General features: G+C 52.8%; 18 protein-coding genes. 8 read left to right on the top strand and 10 right to left on the bottom strand.

All coding sequences use genetic code 11. The annotated features are described in order from the left end of the window. Positions 1–10: 10 nt before the first annotated feature. The 3 genes from H6F57_RS15780 (at position 11) to H6F57_RS15770 (ending at position 2,475) form a co-directional block, all read left to right on the top strand. Positions 11–676 carry a hypothetical protein gene (locus H6F57_RS15780; protein WP_190628496.1) on the top strand — a complete coding sequence of 222 codons (666 nt, stop codon included), beginning with the start codon at positions 11–13 and terminating at the stop codon, positions 674–676. Between the two features lie 51 nt (positions 677–727). Then, entirely contained in the window at positions 728–2,056 is a 1,329-nt protein-coding gene (locus tag H6F57_RS15775; protein ID WP_190628498.1) for a hypothetical protein, read from the top strand. A gap of 176 nt (positions 2,057–2,232) precedes the next feature. Next, positions 2,233–2,475, top strand: coding sequence for a hypothetical protein (locus H6F57_RS15770; RefSeq protein WP_190628500.1), 243 nt, complete (start codon positions 2,233–2,235; stop codon positions 2,473–2,475). A gap of 6 nt (positions 2,476–2,481) precedes the next feature. Here H6F57_RS15770 and H6F57_RS15765 read toward each other — a convergent pair whose 3' ends face one another. From H6F57_RS15765 to H6F57_RS15725, 9 genes are all read right to left on the bottom strand, one after another. After that, positions 2,482–2,643, bottom strand: a complete 162-nt coding sequence (locus H6F57_RS15765) for a hypothetical protein (RefSeq protein ID WP_190628502.1) — start codon at positions 2,641–2,643, stop codon at positions 2,482–2,484. Next, positions 2,636–2,845 (bottom strand): hypothetical protein, encoded by a 210-nt coding sequence (locus H6F57_RS15760; protein ID WP_190628504.1) that lies wholly within the window; start codon positions 2,843–2,845, stop codon positions 2,636–2,638. The genes H6F57_RS15765 and H6F57_RS15760 overlap by 8 nt, the downstream gene beginning before the upstream one ends. An 88-nt stretch (positions 2,846–2,933) precedes the next feature. Further along, positions 2,934–3,284, bottom strand: coding sequence for a hypothetical protein (locus tag H6F57_RS15755; RefSeq protein ID WP_190795018.1), 351 nt, complete (start codon positions 3,282–3,284; stop codon positions 2,934–2,936). Beyond that, positions 3,244–3,549, bottom strand: a complete 306-nt coding sequence (locus H6F57_RS15750; protein WP_190628508.1) for a hypothetical protein — start codon at positions 3,547–3,549, stop codon at positions 3,244–3,246. Before H6F57_RS15750 ends, H6F57_RS15755 begins: the two co-directional genes overlap by 41 nt. Before the next feature lie 14 nt (positions 3,550–3,563). Beyond that, a complete protein-coding gene (locus H6F57_RS15745) occupies positions 3,564–4,082 on the bottom strand; it encodes a hypothetical protein (protein WP_190628510.1) in 519 nt (172 codons plus the stop codon). 105 nt (positions 4,083–4,187) lie between these two features. After that, complete coding sequence (locus tag H6F57_RS15740) at positions 4,188–4,817, bottom strand: hypothetical protein (protein ID WP_190628512.1); 630 nt, start codon at positions 4,815–4,817, stop codon at positions 4,188–4,190. A 200-nt stretch (positions 4,818–5,017) separates the two neighbouring features. Then, entirely contained in the window at positions 5,018–7,231 is a 2,214-nt protein-coding gene (locus H6F57_RS15735; RefSeq protein ID WP_190628514.1) for a collagen-like protein, read from the bottom strand. Next, complete coding sequence (locus H6F57_RS15730) at positions 7,231–7,887, bottom strand: hypothetical protein (RefSeq protein ID WP_190628516.1); 657 nt, start codon at positions 7,885–7,887, stop codon at positions 7,231–7,233. Before H6F57_RS15730 ends, H6F57_RS15735 begins: the two co-directional genes overlap by 1 nt. Before the next feature lie 3 nt (positions 7,888–7,890). After that, the gene (locus H6F57_RS15725; RefSeq protein ID WP_190628518.1) at positions 7,891–8,214 is read right to left on the bottom strand and encodes a hypothetical protein; all 324 of its coding nucleotides are present in this window, start codon (positions 8,212–8,214) and stop codon (positions 7,891–7,893) included. A gap of 28 nt (positions 8,215–8,242) precedes the next feature. Here H6F57_RS15725 and H6F57_RS15720 point away from each other — a divergent pair, with 28 nt between their 5' ends. The 5 genes from H6F57_RS15720 to H6F57_RS15700 all read left to right on the top strand — a co-directional run bounded on the left by H6F57_RS15720 (position 8,243) and on the right by H6F57_RS15700 (position 15,323). Next, positions 8,243–8,443: a hypothetical protein gene (locus H6F57_RS15720; RefSeq protein WP_190628521.1), complete on the top strand. Its 201-nt coding sequence runs from the start codon at positions 8,243–8,245 to the stop codon at positions 8,441–8,443. 1,016 nt (positions 8,444–9,459) lie between these two features. Beyond that, positions 9,460–10,812, top strand: a complete 1,353-nt coding sequence (locus tag H6F57_RS15715; RefSeq protein ID WP_190628523.1) for a CmpA/NrtA family ABC transporter substrate-binding protein — start codon at positions 9,460–9,462, stop codon at positions 10,810–10,812. Positions 10,813–11,114: 302 nt separating this feature from the next. After that, entirely contained in the window at positions 11,115–11,972 is an 858-nt protein-coding gene (gene ntrB / locus H6F57_RS15710; protein ID WP_199289795.1) for a nitrate ABC transporter permease, read from the top strand. A gap of 92 nt (positions 11,973–12,064) precedes the next feature. After that, entirely contained in the window at positions 12,065–14,071 is a 2,007-nt protein-coding gene (locus H6F57_RS15705; RefSeq protein WP_190628525.1) for a nitrate ABC transporter ATP-binding protein, read from the top strand. Between the two features lie 382 nt (positions 14,072–14,453). Beyond that, positions 14,454–15,323, top strand: a complete 870-nt coding sequence (locus H6F57_RS15700) for a nitrate ABC transporter ATP-binding protein (RefSeq protein ID WP_190628527.1) — start codon at positions 14,454–14,456, stop codon at positions 15,321–15,323. Between the two features lie 213 nt (positions 15,324–15,536). Here H6F57_RS15700 and H6F57_RS15695 read toward each other — a convergent pair whose 3' ends face one another. Beyond that, on the bottom strand, positions 15,537–16,061 hold the full coding sequence (locus H6F57_RS15695) for an orange carotenoid protein N-terminal domain-containing protein (RefSeq protein WP_190628529.1): 525 nt from the start codon (positions 16,059–16,061) through the stop codon (positions 15,537–15,539). Positions 16,062–16,428 lie beyond the last annotated feature (367 nt).

Genomic DNA, 16,428 nt, shown 5'->3' with positions numbered 1-16,428 from the left:
GACTCAACCCATGACTACCTACTACACCAAAAAACGCTCAACCCGTGCCCAAAACTCAGGGGCCAAGACAGCCCGGCAGTTTCTCTACTGGCTAGCTATCTGTGTCGCCTGCGTCGTGGCATCTGCCAACATGCTGCCCTATTGCCGCGCGGTATCCCTCGCCCTAATCAACATCTTTGACCTGCAAGGCCTGGTCGGCTTCTTTGGCAATCGTGCCCTGGCCCTGATCTCAATCCCCGTTGGGATTGTGTTGTGGGCCTTCATTCAGACGGCAGAAACCTACCCCATTCTGCTAAAGCACGACCGTAAGCTGATGCGCCTGATTGCCCTAGAGGCCGACTCCGCCGACCAACTCCAGGTGAACGAAGACGACGATCCCGCCCTGGCGCAGCTGAAGGAATGGTACAACCGTTTTCCCCTGCTCAGCATCCGCAGCGCCAACCGGGCCAGCCTCATGGCCTACATCGTCGATACCTTCCTTTGCCTAGCCGTCTTTCCCCCCGTCGACGGTGGTTTTGCGCAGCTGGTGTTTGTCATTTTCACCGGCCAATGGGGGCTGATCAACTGGGGCAGCGTGGGGCTGATCGTCACCATGCTGTTCTGCTTTGAAATCATGGTGCGCTTCATCTTGTTTTTGGGCCTGCAATGGCACTACATGAAGCGAGCCCACAGTTAGACAACACGGCAAACGGGGGCAGCAATGCCCCCATTACTTTTTGGTGAAACAATGACTACCTTAGCGACCAAACCCCTTTGGATTGACACCGCCGAAGATGCCGCCGAAGGGATGCACAACCCAAAACTCTATATCGGCGGTGGCCTGGCCGGTGGGCTCATCCTGGGTAGCCTGCTAAACCCACTCACGGGCCTAGCTGCTCTGGCCTATGGACTGTACCTGTCTTGGGATGCTAACGAGCGCAACAGTGACCAAATCGAGGCCGTCGGCGATGGGCTAATCGCCCACCTGCTGAATAAAAAGCACCTGCGGGAGTACCAGAACGATGTCGGTGCCGAGCAGGTGCAGGCAGAACTGGCCCAGGCGATCGCCCGAGAACTGCGCCTCTCAGACGATGCCGAAACGTTAGCCAAGTCGCTGGGGTTGCTAGGTAAGACTGCACCGGCTGCCCCGCCTCAACTGCCCCCAGCCGCGCCAGTCGGTAGCCAGCAGTGGGATGTCGATGTCATCCCCACCGCACAAACGGCCGTTGACGTTTTGCAGGACTGCCTCAACTACCCCACAATCCTGATCTACGGCCCCCAAGGTAGCGGCAAAAGCACCCTAGCCCATTGGCTCATTCAGCAGCGCCTGGTCGCTGGCCACCACTGCGAGATCCTGGACCCCCATGCCGCCTACGGGGCATGGGAAGGCCTGCCCCTTTATGGTGCTGGCCTGGACTATCAAGGCTGCGACGAGCGCCTGGTCGCGTTTGCCGAACTGGTTAAAAACCGCTACCAGGTGCTCAGCACCAAACCCAACTTCAAACCCAAACCCTACACTCTGCTGACGGAGGAATTTACTAACTGGGCTACCCATTGCCCCAACGCCGCGCAGTTTTTTGGCAGCTCTATGACCGACCTACGCAAAGTGAATATGTTTGCCGTTTACGTCGCCCATGGGCGCACGTTAACCAGCTTAGGTGGCAAAGCGGGCGTAGCTGAGCAGCGAGACCAAAGCTTACTTGAAATCGAACTATCTGCCATTGTTGGCCCAGGCGGGAATCCCATTCCATCGGGGAAGGCAAACATCTACTACCCTGGCCAGAAAAACAATCCGATCGCCGTCGAGGTGCCCACACTGAAGCTAAATCAAACGTCCAATAATCAGGGATTAGAATCGGCCTACTCGGCTGACAGCTCTAATGATGAAGTCGCCATCATTAGAGAGGTTTTAATCAAGGCGGCTGAGCCGCTCCGGGCATCCCAAATAAGGCAGAAGCACCGGGCGCTAAAGGATGGTGTCGACACCAAAGAGCTAGAGCAAAAATTAGAGCTGATGGCGATGGAGGGCTTCATTGAGCGCATTGACGAGACACCGCCTAAATATGCTGTCTCGTGATGTCTCGTGATTGTCTACGCCACGAGACAAACCGCTAAGCCCCTTGTCTCGTGGTTGTCTCGCCGTCTCGTAGGTTGTCTCGTGGTTGTCTCGCGAGACAGCCTACGAGACAACCACGAGACAGCCGCGAGACAGCACTGCCCTCTACCACCGACCGCTATTTAGGACTAGCAAATATGACTTGGCAATGCCCTTACACCCCACTCGAATTGCACCAGTTCAACCCTCACAATTTTGCCTATGGCTCTCAGGTTGTGCTGCCCGATGGTCGCACTGGAATGGTGTCAAAGGTTGGCTATAAATACGGCCACGTCGATGCTGACTCCGGGGCTGATTGGAAAGGCTATCTGACCGAGTTAAGGCCAGCCGTACCTGATGAAATAGGCCAGCCAAATGTGCAGCAGTTAACGCTGTTGTAATTTAGCCTAGACCCCAGGCTTGGGAACTTCGTAGATGATCCGCTTCAGCTCCTTCAATTGCCCCTCGGTCAGTCGATTACGGTGCGCACTGAGAGTAGTGATCGCACTTTCAATTAACTGGCGCTCACGGGCCAATGCCTCTAGCTGTTCGCGATTGCTGCTACTCATGGCCAGCACCATTACGCGCCCCATTGCGCACCTGGAACGGGTGCGGGTACTGGCCAGAGCTGGCTAGCTGCAAATAGCGCTCAATGTCCTCGATGCGCTGCTCATTTTGGCGGGTTCTGCTTTCCGTTTCGGTGTCTACCATCCGCAGCGCCTGGATGCCCACTAGGCTCAAGTTGACTTGTTCCTTAAGTTGAGTCAGCAACACAACGCCCTTCGTCCCATTGCTTAGGACACTGCGGACCGCAATAACTAGAGCGGTGACGAGACTTAATGCCAGTGGGATAGCGACTTCAAGAGGCATCGGGATACCAAACTTCTAAGGTGATCGTCCAGTTCGCCTCAGCGACCACACCATAGGCATTGTGCTTAACCGCAAAATGGCGAACAGTGTACCCGGCTTCTTCGAGCGCTGGGGGGACCGTAAAGTCATAGAGCGTAGGCAAGGTGCTGGGGTAGATTGTCCTTAAAAAACGAAAGTCCCCGTTCGAGTAGAACTCGCCCAGATGGATTTTATTAAGGAACGACAACTCCGACTTCTGATAGGTTTGAGTGATTCTAACGGCCTCGGCACCAATCGCCGGGAATTCAAACTCTGCCCATTCAAAGCCCAATTGAATGGTGCCGAGGGATGACCAACCCACTATCTAAAAACTCCAGCGAATCGGGGACAATTCCAGCCTGAATAAAGGCATCTACAGAGTCTTCAGCATCGTGCCAAAACGCATCCGGATCCCAGCCCTCTGAGCGAAGGAGGTCGTTAAAATCGTCTTCGTGGCGCTTGCCCTGAAGCACCTCGTCTAGGACAGCGGCCCTGAGCAGGGCTTTGTCACATGCCTTGGTTAACTCTGCCGGGGTCATGCCCTCAGCAGAGTTAACGACCGGCAGCAGTGGTTCTAAGTAGTCCACTATGCCGCCTCTCCCTAGGTTCGCTCTGGCGTGATGCGGGCGCTAAAACCGGGGGTGGCGTAGGCCGCGACCAACGCAGCGCCCACAGCAGCCTGCGTGTCGGCGGCCAAATTCTTCCCAAAGGGAACAGAGCGAGAACGGTTGTTGTAGGGGCGGTAGGGAAGGCCCGTGATTTCAGAGCGCTTTTGGGCCTCCCGCGCGCCTTTCTGAGTCCGAATGACGCGGGCGGCTTTATAGCTCTTAATGGTGACGGCGGTATCAGTCCCCAGCGCGTCGGTGACGTGTTGCAGCGTCGGGGCAATGCCTTTGCAGTGGTCCCACGAGGGGGACAAAGCCGATTCCCGCAAAGTATGATTGGCGGCCATGGGAAATGCAAACGGAGTAATGTAGAGGGGGACGGATTCAGGTCGGTCTTCCCCCGTGCCGGGGTCAAGTGCACGTTCTTGGGCACCAGCCAGGAAATCTAAATATTTTTGTCGGGCTGTAGCACCACGAGCCCCAGTTAAAACCCGATAGTAACGAGCAGTAGGCATACGGACCTTTACCTTAGATATTGCACCTCCGTTCTAGCCTGAACAATCAGCACTTACCGATTTCTCCAAAGGCTAAACCTTTGATAGCAAAACCGAGAGACACGGTTAGCTGGCCAATGCCGCCGCGTAGGTGTAGGAGCGGTCATAAAGGACAATTGGGGCAGCAATGCCATGGATGTGCAGCAAGGCGTGCCAAAACCGCACCGCAGCGATGGGGCGCTTGCGGGGTTCGCGGCGAAGCTCACCGTAAATCATCTCGCTCTCGGGGATGGTGGGGTAGGCCTCCATCGGTTCAGCATTCTCTGCGTAGTTCATCTTGGCCCAGTTGGGCACATCGTTCTGAATGTCGAGAACCTTGGTAATGATTTCGCGGGCCTCTGAATTTGACCGAGTGAGCAGCTGCAACTGATACCCCTTGGCCCAGTCAGTGTAGCTAGCCATGTCTTTACCCTTGCGCCAGATGTAGCCCGATCCACCATTGCCAAAAGCTAGCTTGACCCGGTTGGCAAAAACTTCGGCCTGGGCCTTGGTGATGGAAGCGCTGCCCATTAGCCTAAACCCTATATGCCCATGAACCGGGGAATAATCAGGATCAACATCCTCAAAATCTTCCTGGAAAAACAGACTAATTTGGGGCTGAAATTTGCGGCTCTCTTGAAAGCTGCCGACCGGAATGCCGTAGTAAGGAACGCGATGCGCCTGCCCCCGAATCTCATTAAACAGCTGCAATCGCATCTGTGTAGTTATTAGGTTGTCAGTGTCTAAGTGGAAGCATGCTTTAGCTAAATTTTCCCTAGACACATTTAGGTTAGGGCTCCAGTTATCATCAATGTTTAGATCCTTGAAATAATCCCTTACCTCTCTGTTGTACCAGCGTCTAACACAGCCTTGTAAATGCTCAACACTATTAAATTCAGTTGTCGCACTGGTAGGCATTAGCTAGCACTCCTTTGGCTCGCTTCGACAGTTGGTTCAGCCCCTACACTGTTTTCTTTATTCTCAGCCTGCACAATCGCAATGGGCTCGTTGGCAGGATAGTCCACAGGCTCACCCTCAGCAATAATTTTTCTTGCCTCAAGTCTTTGCTCTTCAATTTCTCCCAACTCGCTAACTATTTCTAAAGGGGCTTGAGTTACATATTCAACTGTTTCAGCAATATTCTCTACCGTTTCGGCCCCGGCCATCCATTTATCTACTTTGCTGCGCCACTTATTGGGGGCTCTAGCAGACTCAGACATATCGGGAAAAGCATTTTCCCCAACTATTCCAAATCGCTTCAAGCTGTTGCCGATCTTCCCAGTATTGTTAGCGATATACTCCGACAGCTCCAAGCTAGTATCCATGATGCTGCGAACGCTCCAAACTATGTTGGAGCCAATTTGCACTACTCTATTAGCCTTCTGCCATGCTTTGCTAGTGTCGTTATAAACCTCTTCTCCCAAGACATTTTTTAGCAGACTTTCTACAGACTTGCCTAGCATAGTATTTAGGTCTAGCCTGTTCCCTTGCTCATCATCTATTCCAAATAAGTCTAAAGCGCCTGACATCGCTTCTAACAATGTTTGTCCAGTAAATCGCGATAGCATAGCAGCATTGTGAATAGCACTAATTAGAGTTAGTGCATTAATCACTTTCTGAATACGAGTGCTTTGCCAAGCTGTAGCAGCGAAATTTTGCATAGTAGTTAGATAGGCTCTACTACTAGCAGCTATTCCATTAGTGGTAGTTGATATTGCTAGGTGTGCATTCTGCCTCACTGCTGTAGCTGAAGTTGTAGCATCAATTTTTCTAAGCAATGCTAAGTCAGCAGGCTTCATAATGTTATTCACTACCGTTTTGTTATTGTTTCTAACTAATGTGACAACCTTGCCCGGTGTTGTTATTCGCTGAATGATAGTAACGGGCTTGATATTCGTAACTCCAATTCCGTTAATTCCATCCCTTCCCCTAGCTCCTACCGCCCCTCTTAATCCCTGTGCTCCTTTAAGCCCCTGAACGCCCCTTAGGCCTTGTATTCCCTGTAAACCCCTTGGCCCTGGCACTCTCGCTCTTGTGAGTGCTTCTGTAGCCGTTGCCTGTGCAGTTTTAGCCCTAGCGTTAGCCGCCCCTGCTAGAGCCGTTGCCCCAGCTACGCCCGCTATAGCGATACCAGCTTGAGTAAGTGCTGAGGCTGCTGTACTTCTAGCCTGTAAAGCAATGCTTGTGGCTTGTTCGCCTAGCTGTACCGCTTGCCTAGCGATTAACTGGGCATACTCAGCAGCATTTTGAACGTTCTTTAATCTGCTAACTATTCCAAATAATGTTCCTAGGATCTGACTAATCTCTCTCTCAATGATTGAGATTTTTTGCTCTAGGATGTTCATTCTCCTTCGCAAGTCGATAGCATTCAGAATCGAAAAAATAGTAGAGAGAATGTCGAGAATAAGGAATATTTTTCCTAATGCCTTCAGTGCAATTCCAAAAGCCTTCCCCGCTGTAGCTTGAGCCGCTTTAGATACACCTACAGCATCTAGGGCAGTGCCTAGCGCTCTGGCTGCTTTTGCTGCTACGTCATCAATTAAACGGGAGAATCTAGCTACAACCTCATCTATTTTTGATAAAGCGTGATTTGCCTTGCCTACTGCTGTTTCTGCTGTAGTTTTTGCGGTAGCTGCTACACCTTTAGCCGTTTCAGCTAACTTACTCGCTTGTGTAGCCTTGCTAGACGCAGACTGACCTAAAATTTTTGCTTTAATTGCTTCAAATTCAGCACCTTTCCCTACTTCATAAGCTCTAGTTGCTAGCTGTTGGGCATCTACCGATTTGAAATAAGCTTGTGCTGATTCTTGTAGTGCTTTCTTAGCCTTAGCCGCCGCCGCTAGCGCTTCACTTTTACTTACGACTGCGATACCCTTTGCTGTAGAGGCTTCCGATAAAGCATTCTGAGCGCGCATCAATGCTGCTCGAAAGTCGCTATCATGGACAGTTTTTAATGTGTAAGCTCCAAATAAAGGAATAATTGCAGCTTTAGCTATTTGCTGACCCTTATTTGCACCATCATTAACTATATTCCCTCGATCTGCTTTCGGAATATATTTACCATCCATAGCAGATAGCCTGGATTCAATAGCGTTGAGCTTCTGCATTAAAGCATCGCATTCTGCACTCATTACAACATTCCTAATATTCGAGTAGCTTTAGGCATTAAAACAGAGCAACATCCACAACCGGGCTGCTTATTCGTTACTTCTATGCAAGTTGCATCTTCTACTATTAATCCAGTTGAAAATGTTGTTTTACATTTCTCAGAGCTACCAGGAGTAGTAGGCGCTGGATCACCACAGCTATCTAATTTTCCATCTGACCTTGTTACCTTAAAATTCCTGTATTCATAGGAAAGGCCACAGCCAGAAGCGTAGTTCCTAGTAGTAGCACCACCCAGGCTTAGCCATCCTGTTTGTCTTACACCTGATGAGTTGTTATAGGTGACAGACCATCCAGCAGACTTATCATTGTTGGAAGGAGTTGTTGAGTTTGTTATTACAAGTGTTGGGACTCCTATAGGCCCATAGTAAATAGTGTTGGGAATAATATTATTCCTTAAAGCCCAAGCACCCCAAGCACCACAACCGAAAAAAGTCGAAGTTCTACTCCTAATCTCATAAGTAATTTGATAGGTGGCTGGTGGCGGACACTGCCCACCCGTAAACGGATAGACAGGCGCTACAGCAGGAATTATCTGTTGAGTCCAGGTAATAGGATTAGGGGAGGTTATCTTATTCCATATAACCTCCGTTCTCTTTTTCCAATAAGCAACGTAAACCACTTATTAGCCTACAACTTCATCGGGATCTAAAGCAGAACCATTAAACGGCTTATAAACGCTAACGGGGAATTGTGTGTCTAGCTGGCTATTGTCTCTGACAATTGAGAGAAAGGGATCGCCAACAATAACGCCCCATAATGGATCGTCAATAGCAGTTGTAGGGGTGTTAGCCTTAATCCTTAATAGGATGGCTGTAAATATTTCGGCTGCTGAGGTGCTAGTGGGTGTTAGCCCTACCCCAACAAAATCGTCTAAATCAATAGTCAGAACCGTATTAGCTAGCGTTGCTGTGGCGCCAAAAAACTGTTGAATAGTAGCAGCAGGCATAAAAAAACCCGTCAATTACTCTTCAATTTTGCCCTACTCCACTAGGGACAAGCGAGCAAAAATAGGCTTAGAATTAGGCAAGGATTATAAAGCTGCCGACGAAACCATTGATAAGCAAGGGTTTCGCAAGCTTGCACCGAAGACTGAAAATCCTCGTGTCGGCGGTTCAAGCCCGCCTCCTGGCATTAATCAAATTAAGCCAAAATATCTGATATTCCTTGATTTCTAGAGTTAGGGCTTGACTAGAAGAAGTTAAACTTGCTGATTTGTCAAGGGGTGCGATCACTTCGCTACCTAAGCCGAAACCACGGGACTCAACCCTGAGATTTGCACAGCCCAGGTGCAACGGCTGCAAACTTAGCGAAGCCAGGCCCAAGCCCAGCTAGCGGAGGCCGAAGCCAACCTTCAGTTGGCCCGAAGCGCCTAGGTCGAGCCGGAGGAGGTTGATGCGCCGGGTCTCCGCTAGCTGGGCTTGGTGAATTTGGATGAGGTCTATCTGCAGACTTCATTCCCCAAGGCGAGCTGGGTTGGGTGCGGGTGGGAGTGGCCCACGTCTTTCTAGACTCGGCCCCCGAGCAATCCCTGGTCGTCAGGGTGACAGCGGTGGATACCGAAGCCTCGTCCACCCTAAGAATATTTACTTCCGTGACGCCTAAGTGGCCCAGGTGTTTGGCCTCAGGCTGAAAATTGACAATTTAGGGGCTTTACCGTGCTGCTGGGCCTGAGCATCAGTCGCTTTTGGGCGCAGCTTAATAGAGTAGTCATTGCAGACGAGCGGCTTAGCGATCGCTCCAGCAAAGCAAGCCTCTACTGCAGATCAATCAACCGTTCGGCCCACTGAGATGTCTTTGTCATTCAAAGCTAGGTTTTTCGGTACTGCACTGACAACTCAGAGCCGCAGCTAACCGCATACAGGCAACAAATGCAGCGACATCATTAATTGATTCTATAGATAATCTTATCTGCATAAGCCAGACCTATCAATTAAATTAAAAATTGCATTGCAAATCTGCTCTTCAAGGTGAGCTACTGGCATGAAAATGGCTATAGACTCATTTTTATGCGAAGCGAGAGCGCAATTGACTTAAGTCAATCCATTTCCGGGTGTTCTCTTTGCCAGCTAAAGCCCCAGACTGCTTGAAGCCTAAGCCTTGCAGTCCAGTTTGCTCACCATAACTTTTCAACTGAACCCATAGTCATTTAGCTACCAGCGCTCCCACTGCGGAGATTGCTGAAAGGAGTTCTATGTCCGATTATTCGCGCCGTAAGTTTCTGATTACCGCTGGTGTATCGGCTGCTAGTTCACTGCTACTCAAAGGCTGCTTGGGCAATCCTCCCTCGGCTACGGTCACCGCCGCGCCGGCGGCCACCGCTGCCCCTGGTCCTGTGGCCGCCGGTGACACCCCTGAAACTAACAAGGTCAAGCTGGGCTACATTCCCATCGTAGAATCGGCCCCGCTGATCATTGCCCAGGAAAAAGGCTTTTTTGCCAAGTACGGCATGACTGAGGTAGAAGTCGCCAAGCAGGCAAGTTGGGCCGCTGCGCGGGATAACGTCACCATTGGTTCTGCCGGAGGCGGCATTGACGGTGGCCAGTGGCAAATGCCCATGCCCCATCTGCTCAGCGAAGGCATTATTACCGACGGCAGAAAAATTCCTATGTATGTGTTGGCTACGCTCAACAGCCAAGGGAATGGTATTGCTGTTGCCAATCTGCACCAAGGTAAAGGGTTGGGGCTAGATCTCTCTGGGGCAGCAGACTACATCAAGGGTTTCTCCGCTAACCAGGGTCGCAAGTTCAAGGCCGCTTTCACCTTTCCTAATGCCAACCAGGATTTTTGGATTCGCTACTGGTTCGCCGCTGGCGGCATTGACCCCGACCAAGACATTGAACTGTTGACGGTGCCCTCTGCCGAAACCTTGCAGGGCATGCGCAACGGCACTATGGATGCCTTCAGCACCGGTGACCCCTGGCCCTACCGGATTGTGAGCGACCAAATTGGTTTTTTGGGGGCACTGACCCAAGAAATGTGGGCCTTTCATCCTGAAGAATACCTGGCAATCCGAGCTGATTGGGTCGATGCCAACCCTAAAGCGACCAAGGCCTTGCTTAAAGCCCTTATGGAAGCCCAACAATGGGCCGATAAGCCCGAAAATCGCGATGAGCTAGTGCAGATCACCTCCGGTCGCAACTACTTCAACATCCCGCCCGAAGTGCTGACGAATCCGTTCAAAGGCAATTACACCATGGGCGATGGCAAGGCCGACATCAATAGTTTTGATGCTGGGCCGCTGTACTGGAAAGACCCCAAGGGTAGCGTTTCTTATCCCTATAAGAGCCACGACCTATGGTTTCTTACCGAAAGTCTGCGCTGGGGCTTCCACAAAGATAAGCTTACCGACATCGACACCGTTAAACGCATTGTCGACGCTGTCAACCGCGAAGACCTCTGGCGCGAGGCTGCCACAGAAGCAGGGTTTACCGCCGATATTCCTGCCGATACGTCTCGCGGCGTTGAAACCTTCTTCGATGGCATCAAGTTTGACCCTGCCAACCCTGAGGCATACCTCAACAGCCTTCAGATTAAGCGGGTTTAGGAGGGAGAGGGGTAGATGAGTAGGCGAGTAGATGGGCAGGCGGGTGATCACACTCAACGTTTCCTTTCTCCATCTACACATTCACCCATCCACACATCCACTCCATTCCTTCCAACAGCACTGGTTCAGAGAGAGATGACCACAGGCGAGAGATTGGGGCCCCATCGTCCACAGCAGCCCCAGTCCCCCTTGCCTCGGTGCCTGAACCAGCCTACCTCGGTCTGTCTCCCCAAAGAAGGGCCGGGGTGGGTTTCCTCCTCAAACCGTTCGTGATCAGTCCATTCACACTAGGCACAGGAACTATGGTTACTCACTCCCCGGCTCCGATTCGCAGGCAGGCACGTCCTAACCCGGTTCTGACTTCGGTCAGGCAGTTTTGTCAAAAGCGTGGCCCTGACCTGATTCCCCCCATCATTGGGATTGCGGTGTTTTTGACAGTGTGGCAATTGGTGTCGTGGTCGGGGGCTACCCGGCTGCCGGGGCCGTTGAGTTTGTGGACCGATACCCGCACCCGCGAGCTGTTACTGTATCCGTTTTACGACCTGGGCGGTTTAAATAAAGGGCTCTTTTGGCAGACCTGGGCCAGTTTGGGCCGGGTAGCCCAGGGCTATACGGTAGCGGCGGTCGTGGGTATTGCAGTGGGCGTTTTGGTGGGCACCAACCCCTGGTTGAATAAGGCTACTTACCCAATTTTCCAATTCTTGCGGATGGTAGCGCCGCTGGCCTGGGTGCCGATCGCCCTGGTGGCGCTGCAACAAAACCAGCCTGCCGCCATCTTCGTGATTTTCATTACCGCTGTGTGGCCTATTTTGATCAACACCATTGAGGGCGTGCGGCAGATTCCAGAAGACTACGAAAACGTGGCTAAGGTGTTGCAACTGTCGCGCAAAGACTATTACTTAAACATTCTGTTTCCGTCGGCGCTACCCTACATTTTTACCGGGCTGCGGATTGCGATCGGGTTGGCCTGGTTGGCGATTATTGCAGCAGAAATTGTGATGTCGGGGATTGTGGGCATCGGCTTCTTTATTTGGGATGCTTACCAGCAGAACTACATCAGCGAGATTATCTTGGCGGTGTTTTATATCGGCTTTGTGGGCCTGCTGCTCGATCGCGCGATCGCCCTTTTGCAGATGAAGATTGCTCCAGCCAGGAAGTAGGAAACCCGTAGGTTTATTCAATTTTTGCGAATTTGGGTGGTGGGCAGTGCCCACCCTACAGCATTCATCACAACGATCGCGAGGATAGAACGATGAGCTTATTGGTGGCAGTAGATCAGGTGGATAAGGTCTTTTCCCTATCCGATGGCGATGAGTATATCGCCCTTAAAGGCATTGATCTGACGATTAAAAAAGGCGAGTTTGTTTCTTTTATTGGCCACTCGGGTTGTGGCAAATCAACCCTTTTAAATATGATCGCTGGCCTCTCGCTGCCCAGTTCAGGGGTGCTCACCCTGGAGGGCAAAAAGATTACCGCCCCAGGCCCCGATCGCATGGTGGTGTTTCAAAATTACTCATTGTTACCCTGGCGCACGGTGCGTGAAAACATTGCCCTGGCGGTTAACAGCGTCTATGGCGACCAGCCCAAAGGCGATCGCCGCGCCATTGTCGAAGAGCACATTAACCTGGTGGGTTTGCAGCAGGCCGCCGACAAAATGCCCGATCAGCTCTCGGGGGGGATGAAGCAGCGGGTTGCGATCGCCCGCGCTCTGGCCATTCGCCCCAAGCTGCTGCTGCTGGATGAACCCTTTGGCGCACTGGATGCGCTAACCCGGGGCAATCTGCAAACCCAGCTGATGCGAATCTGCGACGAGAACAACGTCACTGCCGTGATGGTCACCCACGATGTCGATGAGGCAGTGCTGCTCAGCGATCGCATTGTCATGCTCACCAACGGTCCCGGTGCCGAAATCGGCAACATTTTAGAGGTGGATATTCCCCGGCCCCGACGGCGCATGGAGGTGGTTGAGCACCCTAGCTATTACAGCCTGCGCAGCGAAATTATTTACTTCCTTAACCAGCAAAAGCGAATCAAAAAACTGCGGGCCAGAAAAACCACGGCGGTGGCCCGCCACGGGCTAGAGAAAGTGAACCTGGATATTGGTTTTGTGCCGCTGACTGCCTGTGCCCCGGTGGCAATCGCCAAAGAAAAAGGCTTCTTTGCCAAGCACGGCCTGGAGGAAGTCAACCTGACCCGCGAAACCAGCTGGCGCGGCATTGTGGACGGCATTGCCGGGGGCTACTTAGATGCGGCCCAAATGCCCTCAGGTATGCCTCTGTGGTTTTCCCTGGGTGGCCACAACAACCGACCGTTGCCCGTGGTCTCGGCGCTGACCATGACCCGCAACGGCAACGCCATCACCCTATCGCGGCGCTTTTATGAGCAGGGCATTCACAGCCTAGAGAGCTTTCGCGACATGCTGCACCGCACCCCCGACACGCAGCACCGCATGGGTATGGTGCACCCCTCGTCGATGCACAACCTGCTGCTGCGCTACTGGCTAGCGGCGGGCGGCATCGACCCCGACAAAGACCTGGCTCTGCAAACCATTCCCCCCGCTCAGATGGTGGTGGACTTGAAGAACAATGCGATCGACGGCTTCTGCGTTGGCGAACCCTGGAACCTGCGCGCCGCCATGGACGAGGTAGGCTTTACCATCGCCACCGATCGCGAAATCTACGACGGCCACCCCGGCAAAGTGCTGGGCGTGCGCGAAGACTGGGCCAGCGCCTACCCCAACACCCACATCGCCCTCACCAAGGCCCTGCTCGATGCCTGCCGTTACTGCGCTGACCCCGAAAACGAGCTAGAGATTCGCCAGATTCTCTCCCAGCGGGCCTACCTGGGCACCCCGATCGAGTACATCCACTTGGGCGACCCCAACACCAAATCCTGTGAACTGCAAAAGCCCATGCGTGAATACGCCCACCACCTGTTCTTCGGCAACGGAGCCAACCGGCCCAGCCGCACCGAACACCTCTGGCACATGACCCAGCTGGCCCGCTGGGGCGACGTTCCCTTCCCCCGCAACTGGCTCGAAATTCTCGAACGCATTGTGCGGGTCGATGTCTACAGCACCGCCGCCCGCGAACTGGGCTTGCTCGACGCCAAGTTTACTCGCGGCAGCATTCACCTGTTTGATGGCACCGACTTCGACGCCCAAGACCCAATCGGCTACCTCAACAGCCTCGCCATCAAACGCGACATCACCATCGCCGAGGTGGTGTTGGATGGGCGAATGGCGGCCTTGGCTGCGTAGGGGGTAGATGGGTAGGGGGTGGACGGGTGGATGGGTGACGCCTATTTCCTCATTCATCCAAGCCGAGGTTTGAAGCCCTAGAGGTAAGTGCCCCCAACACCTTCATTGGCAGAACAGGGGTTTAAACCGATGATCGGTCAATCCTTTCCGTGGGGTGAAGGGCGGCGGAATGCCCTTCGAGAAGGGGGTCTGGGGCCAGCGAAATGGCCCCAGCAGTGACTCTGGCTTCCCACCCCCACCTTCGTCAACCCAGCAACCCATGCCCCAAACCGACTCATACCGAGTCCTGTTGAATACCTCCGATTGAGCAGGGCAAACGCCGTTTGCCCCTACTGGCCCCTCAACCCTTAAAACATCCCAATTCAGAATTTAGGAGTAAACCATGCAACCCACCCCTCTCAAACTCAAGTCCCGTCGCCCCGCCCATCCCGAACTGGTGGACTATAACCAGCCCTCCACCGATCAGGGCTTTCTGGTCTTTGATCAGGTCTCTAAGGGTTTCCCCACCGCCAAGGGCATATTTCCAGTACTAGAAAACGTCAACCTGACCATTCAACAGGGTGAATTCGTCTGCTTCATTGGTCACTCCGGCTGCGGCAAATCGACCCTGCTCAGCCTGGTCTCAGGCTTTCAACAAGCCACCGGCGGCTCCGTCACCCTCAACGGGCAACCCATTCTCAAACCCGGCCCCGATCGCATGGTGGTTTTCCAAAATTACGCCCTGCTGCCTTGGCGCACCGTGTTTGAAAACGTGTATCTGGCGGTGAAAACAGTGTGGCCCAATAAGCCCGAGGCCCAAAAGCGAGCGATCGTGCGCGACCACTTAGCCATGGTGGGGCTCACCGAAGCCGCCGACAAGCGCCCCGACCAGCTCTCGGGGGGTATGCGGCAACGCGTCTCCATCGCTCGCGCTCTGGCCATTCGCCCCGAGGTGCTAATTCTCGACGAACCCTTTGGAGCCCTCGATGCGATTACCAAAGAAGAACTCCAGGAAGAGCTGCTGAAAATCTGGAATGACCACCGCTGCACAGTCTTGATGATCACTCACGACATCGATGAAGCGCTATTTCTGGCGGATCGCCTAGTGATGATGACCAATGGCCCCGCCGCCACCATCGGTGAGGTGATGGATATCCCCTTTGAGCGACCCCGCGATCGCGACCAAATTATGGAAGACCCCCAGTACTACCAGCTGCGCAACCAAGCCCTCGACTTTCTCTACAACCGCTTTGCCCACCACGATGGAGTCTAGGATGTCAGTGCCAGCAATGCCAGCACCAACAGGACGTCTGTTGTCCTAACTCACCACCTGTATTACCAGGGTGCTTTTTCGTTTACTGTATGAATCAACCCTGCCCCCTTTTCAGAAGGCAGGGTTGATTCATACAGTGACTAAGCTACAGCAAATCACTAGCTTACGTTAAACACCTTTTAATGCTGCGAAGGCGATCGCGCTATTCACAGATTACAAACTGTTGGTGATGCCGGTTTCGGATAGGGGAGGGGGAGCAGTGACGCTGGTGAAGCCCATCTGAGTAGCGGCTTCCCGCAATAGCGAAATCTGCGATTGAAACTCCATGCCCTTGATGTCAGAGAGAATGTTGCTCAGGTCGCCTCCCGCTTCGTAGTCGCTGGGCATGTCTACAATTTGCTTGCCCATGGCCTCGGCCCAGCCGTACCACACCAGCAGTTGGTTGTTGGCGCTCAGAGCACCGTAGCGCTCAGAGATATCGCCATGCTCGCCTCGCGCCACGCTGCGCATGGCCTCAAGTTGATCTTCTTTAGATAGATCATACAGGCCTTTGATCAGCGGTTCAGCCAGTTCAGGGTCAGCAGCCTCAGGTGCAGCCGGAGTGATGGAGCTACCCATGGCTTCATAGATGTAGTAAAGCAGCGCCAGCTTGTCGTCTACAGACAGCGCATCGTAGCGTTGAAATAGATCGTTAGTAGAGTTTTCAGTAATTTGGGTCGTTTCATTGTTAGAAACCATATAGCTATCCACATCTAATATTGTCGCTTTACCCTAAACCCGCCGCCCTTGACCCAACATCGACTGCGAGGGAGACATGGCCGTAGTCGATTGGTAGAGAAGGGGAAGTCGCAGATGAATCGCCTGCTAAACCGCCACTTCCCCATTTCTAATCGCCAACAGCCGCCAACAATCAGTGAAGGCTTAAATAGGCGAATAGCCAAAGGTGACATTAAAGTGGCGGCACCAAATGCCCACGGCTTGGTAGTTGCTGATATAGCTGTAGCCATGTGAGCTAGGACATAGACTAGAGACAGAGACATTGCCACCTGAGTGCCATGGCCAAACCCTACAGCCTCGATTTGCGCCAAAAGGTCATCGACGCCAT

The organism is Leptolyngbya sp. FACHB-60 (genome assembly GCF_014695775.1).
GTDB lineage: Bacteria > Cyanobacteriota > Cyanobacteriia > Phormidesmidales > Phormidesmidaceae > Nodosilinea.
The sequence above is the reverse complement of the archived record's forward strand: the minus strand, read 5'-3'. Positions and strand labels throughout refer to the sequence as shown.

What these genes read in the sequence shown, in the direction of transcription:
- H6F57_RS15780 (WP_190628496.1), top strand. Translation starts at nt 11, where the DNA reads ATGACTACCTACTACACCAAAAAACGCTCAACCCGTGCCCAAAACTCA.
- H6F57_RS15775 (WP_190628498.1), top strand. Translation starts at nt 728, where the DNA reads ATGACTACCTTAGCGACCAAACCCCTTTGGATTGACACCGCCGAAGAT.
- H6F57_RS15770 (WP_190628500.1), top strand. Translation starts at nt 2,233, where the DNA reads ATGACTTGGCAATGCCCTTACACCCCACTCGAATTGCACCAGTTCAAC.
- H6F57_RS15765 (WP_190628502.1), bottom strand. Translation starts at nt 2,643, where the DNA reads ATGAGTAGCAGCAATCGCGAACAGCTAGAGGCATTGGCCCGTGAGCGC.
- H6F57_RS15745 (WP_190628510.1), bottom strand. Translation starts at nt 4,082, where the DNA reads ATGCCTACTGCTCGTTACTATCGGGTTTTAACTGGGGCTCGTGGTGCT.
- H6F57_RS15740 (WP_190628512.1), bottom strand. Translation starts at nt 4,817, where the DNA reads ATGCGATTGCAGCTGTTTAATGAGATTCGGGGGCAGGCGCATCGCGTT.
- H6F57_RS15735 (WP_190628514.1), bottom strand. Translation starts at nt 7,231, where the DNA reads ATGAGTGCAGAATGCGATGCTTTAATGCAGAAGCTCAACGCTATTGAA.
- H6F57_RS15725 (WP_190628518.1), bottom strand. Translation starts at nt 8,214, where the DNA reads ATGCCTGCTGCTACTATTCAACAGTTTTTTGGCGCCACAGCAACGCTA.
- H6F57_RS15715 (WP_190628523.1), top strand. Translation starts at nt 9,460, where the DNA reads ATGTCCGATTATTCGCGCCGTAAGTTTCTGATTACCGCTGGTGTATCG.
- ntrB (WP_199289795.1), top strand. Translation starts at nt 11,115, where the DNA reads ATGGTTACTCACTCCCCGGCTCCGATTCGCAGGCAGGCACGTCCTAAC.
- H6F57_RS15705 (WP_190628525.1), top strand. Translation starts at nt 12,065, where the DNA reads ATGAGCTTATTGGTGGCAGTAGATCAGGTGGATAAGGTCTTTTCCCTA.
- H6F57_RS15700 (WP_190628527.1), top strand. Translation starts at nt 14,454, where the DNA reads ATGCAACCCACCCCTCTCAAACTCAAGTCCCGTCGCCCCGCCCATCCC.
- H6F57_RS15695 (WP_190628529.1), bottom strand. Translation starts at nt 16,061, where the DNA reads ATGGTTTCTAACAATGAAACGACCCAAATTACTGAAAACTCTACTAAC.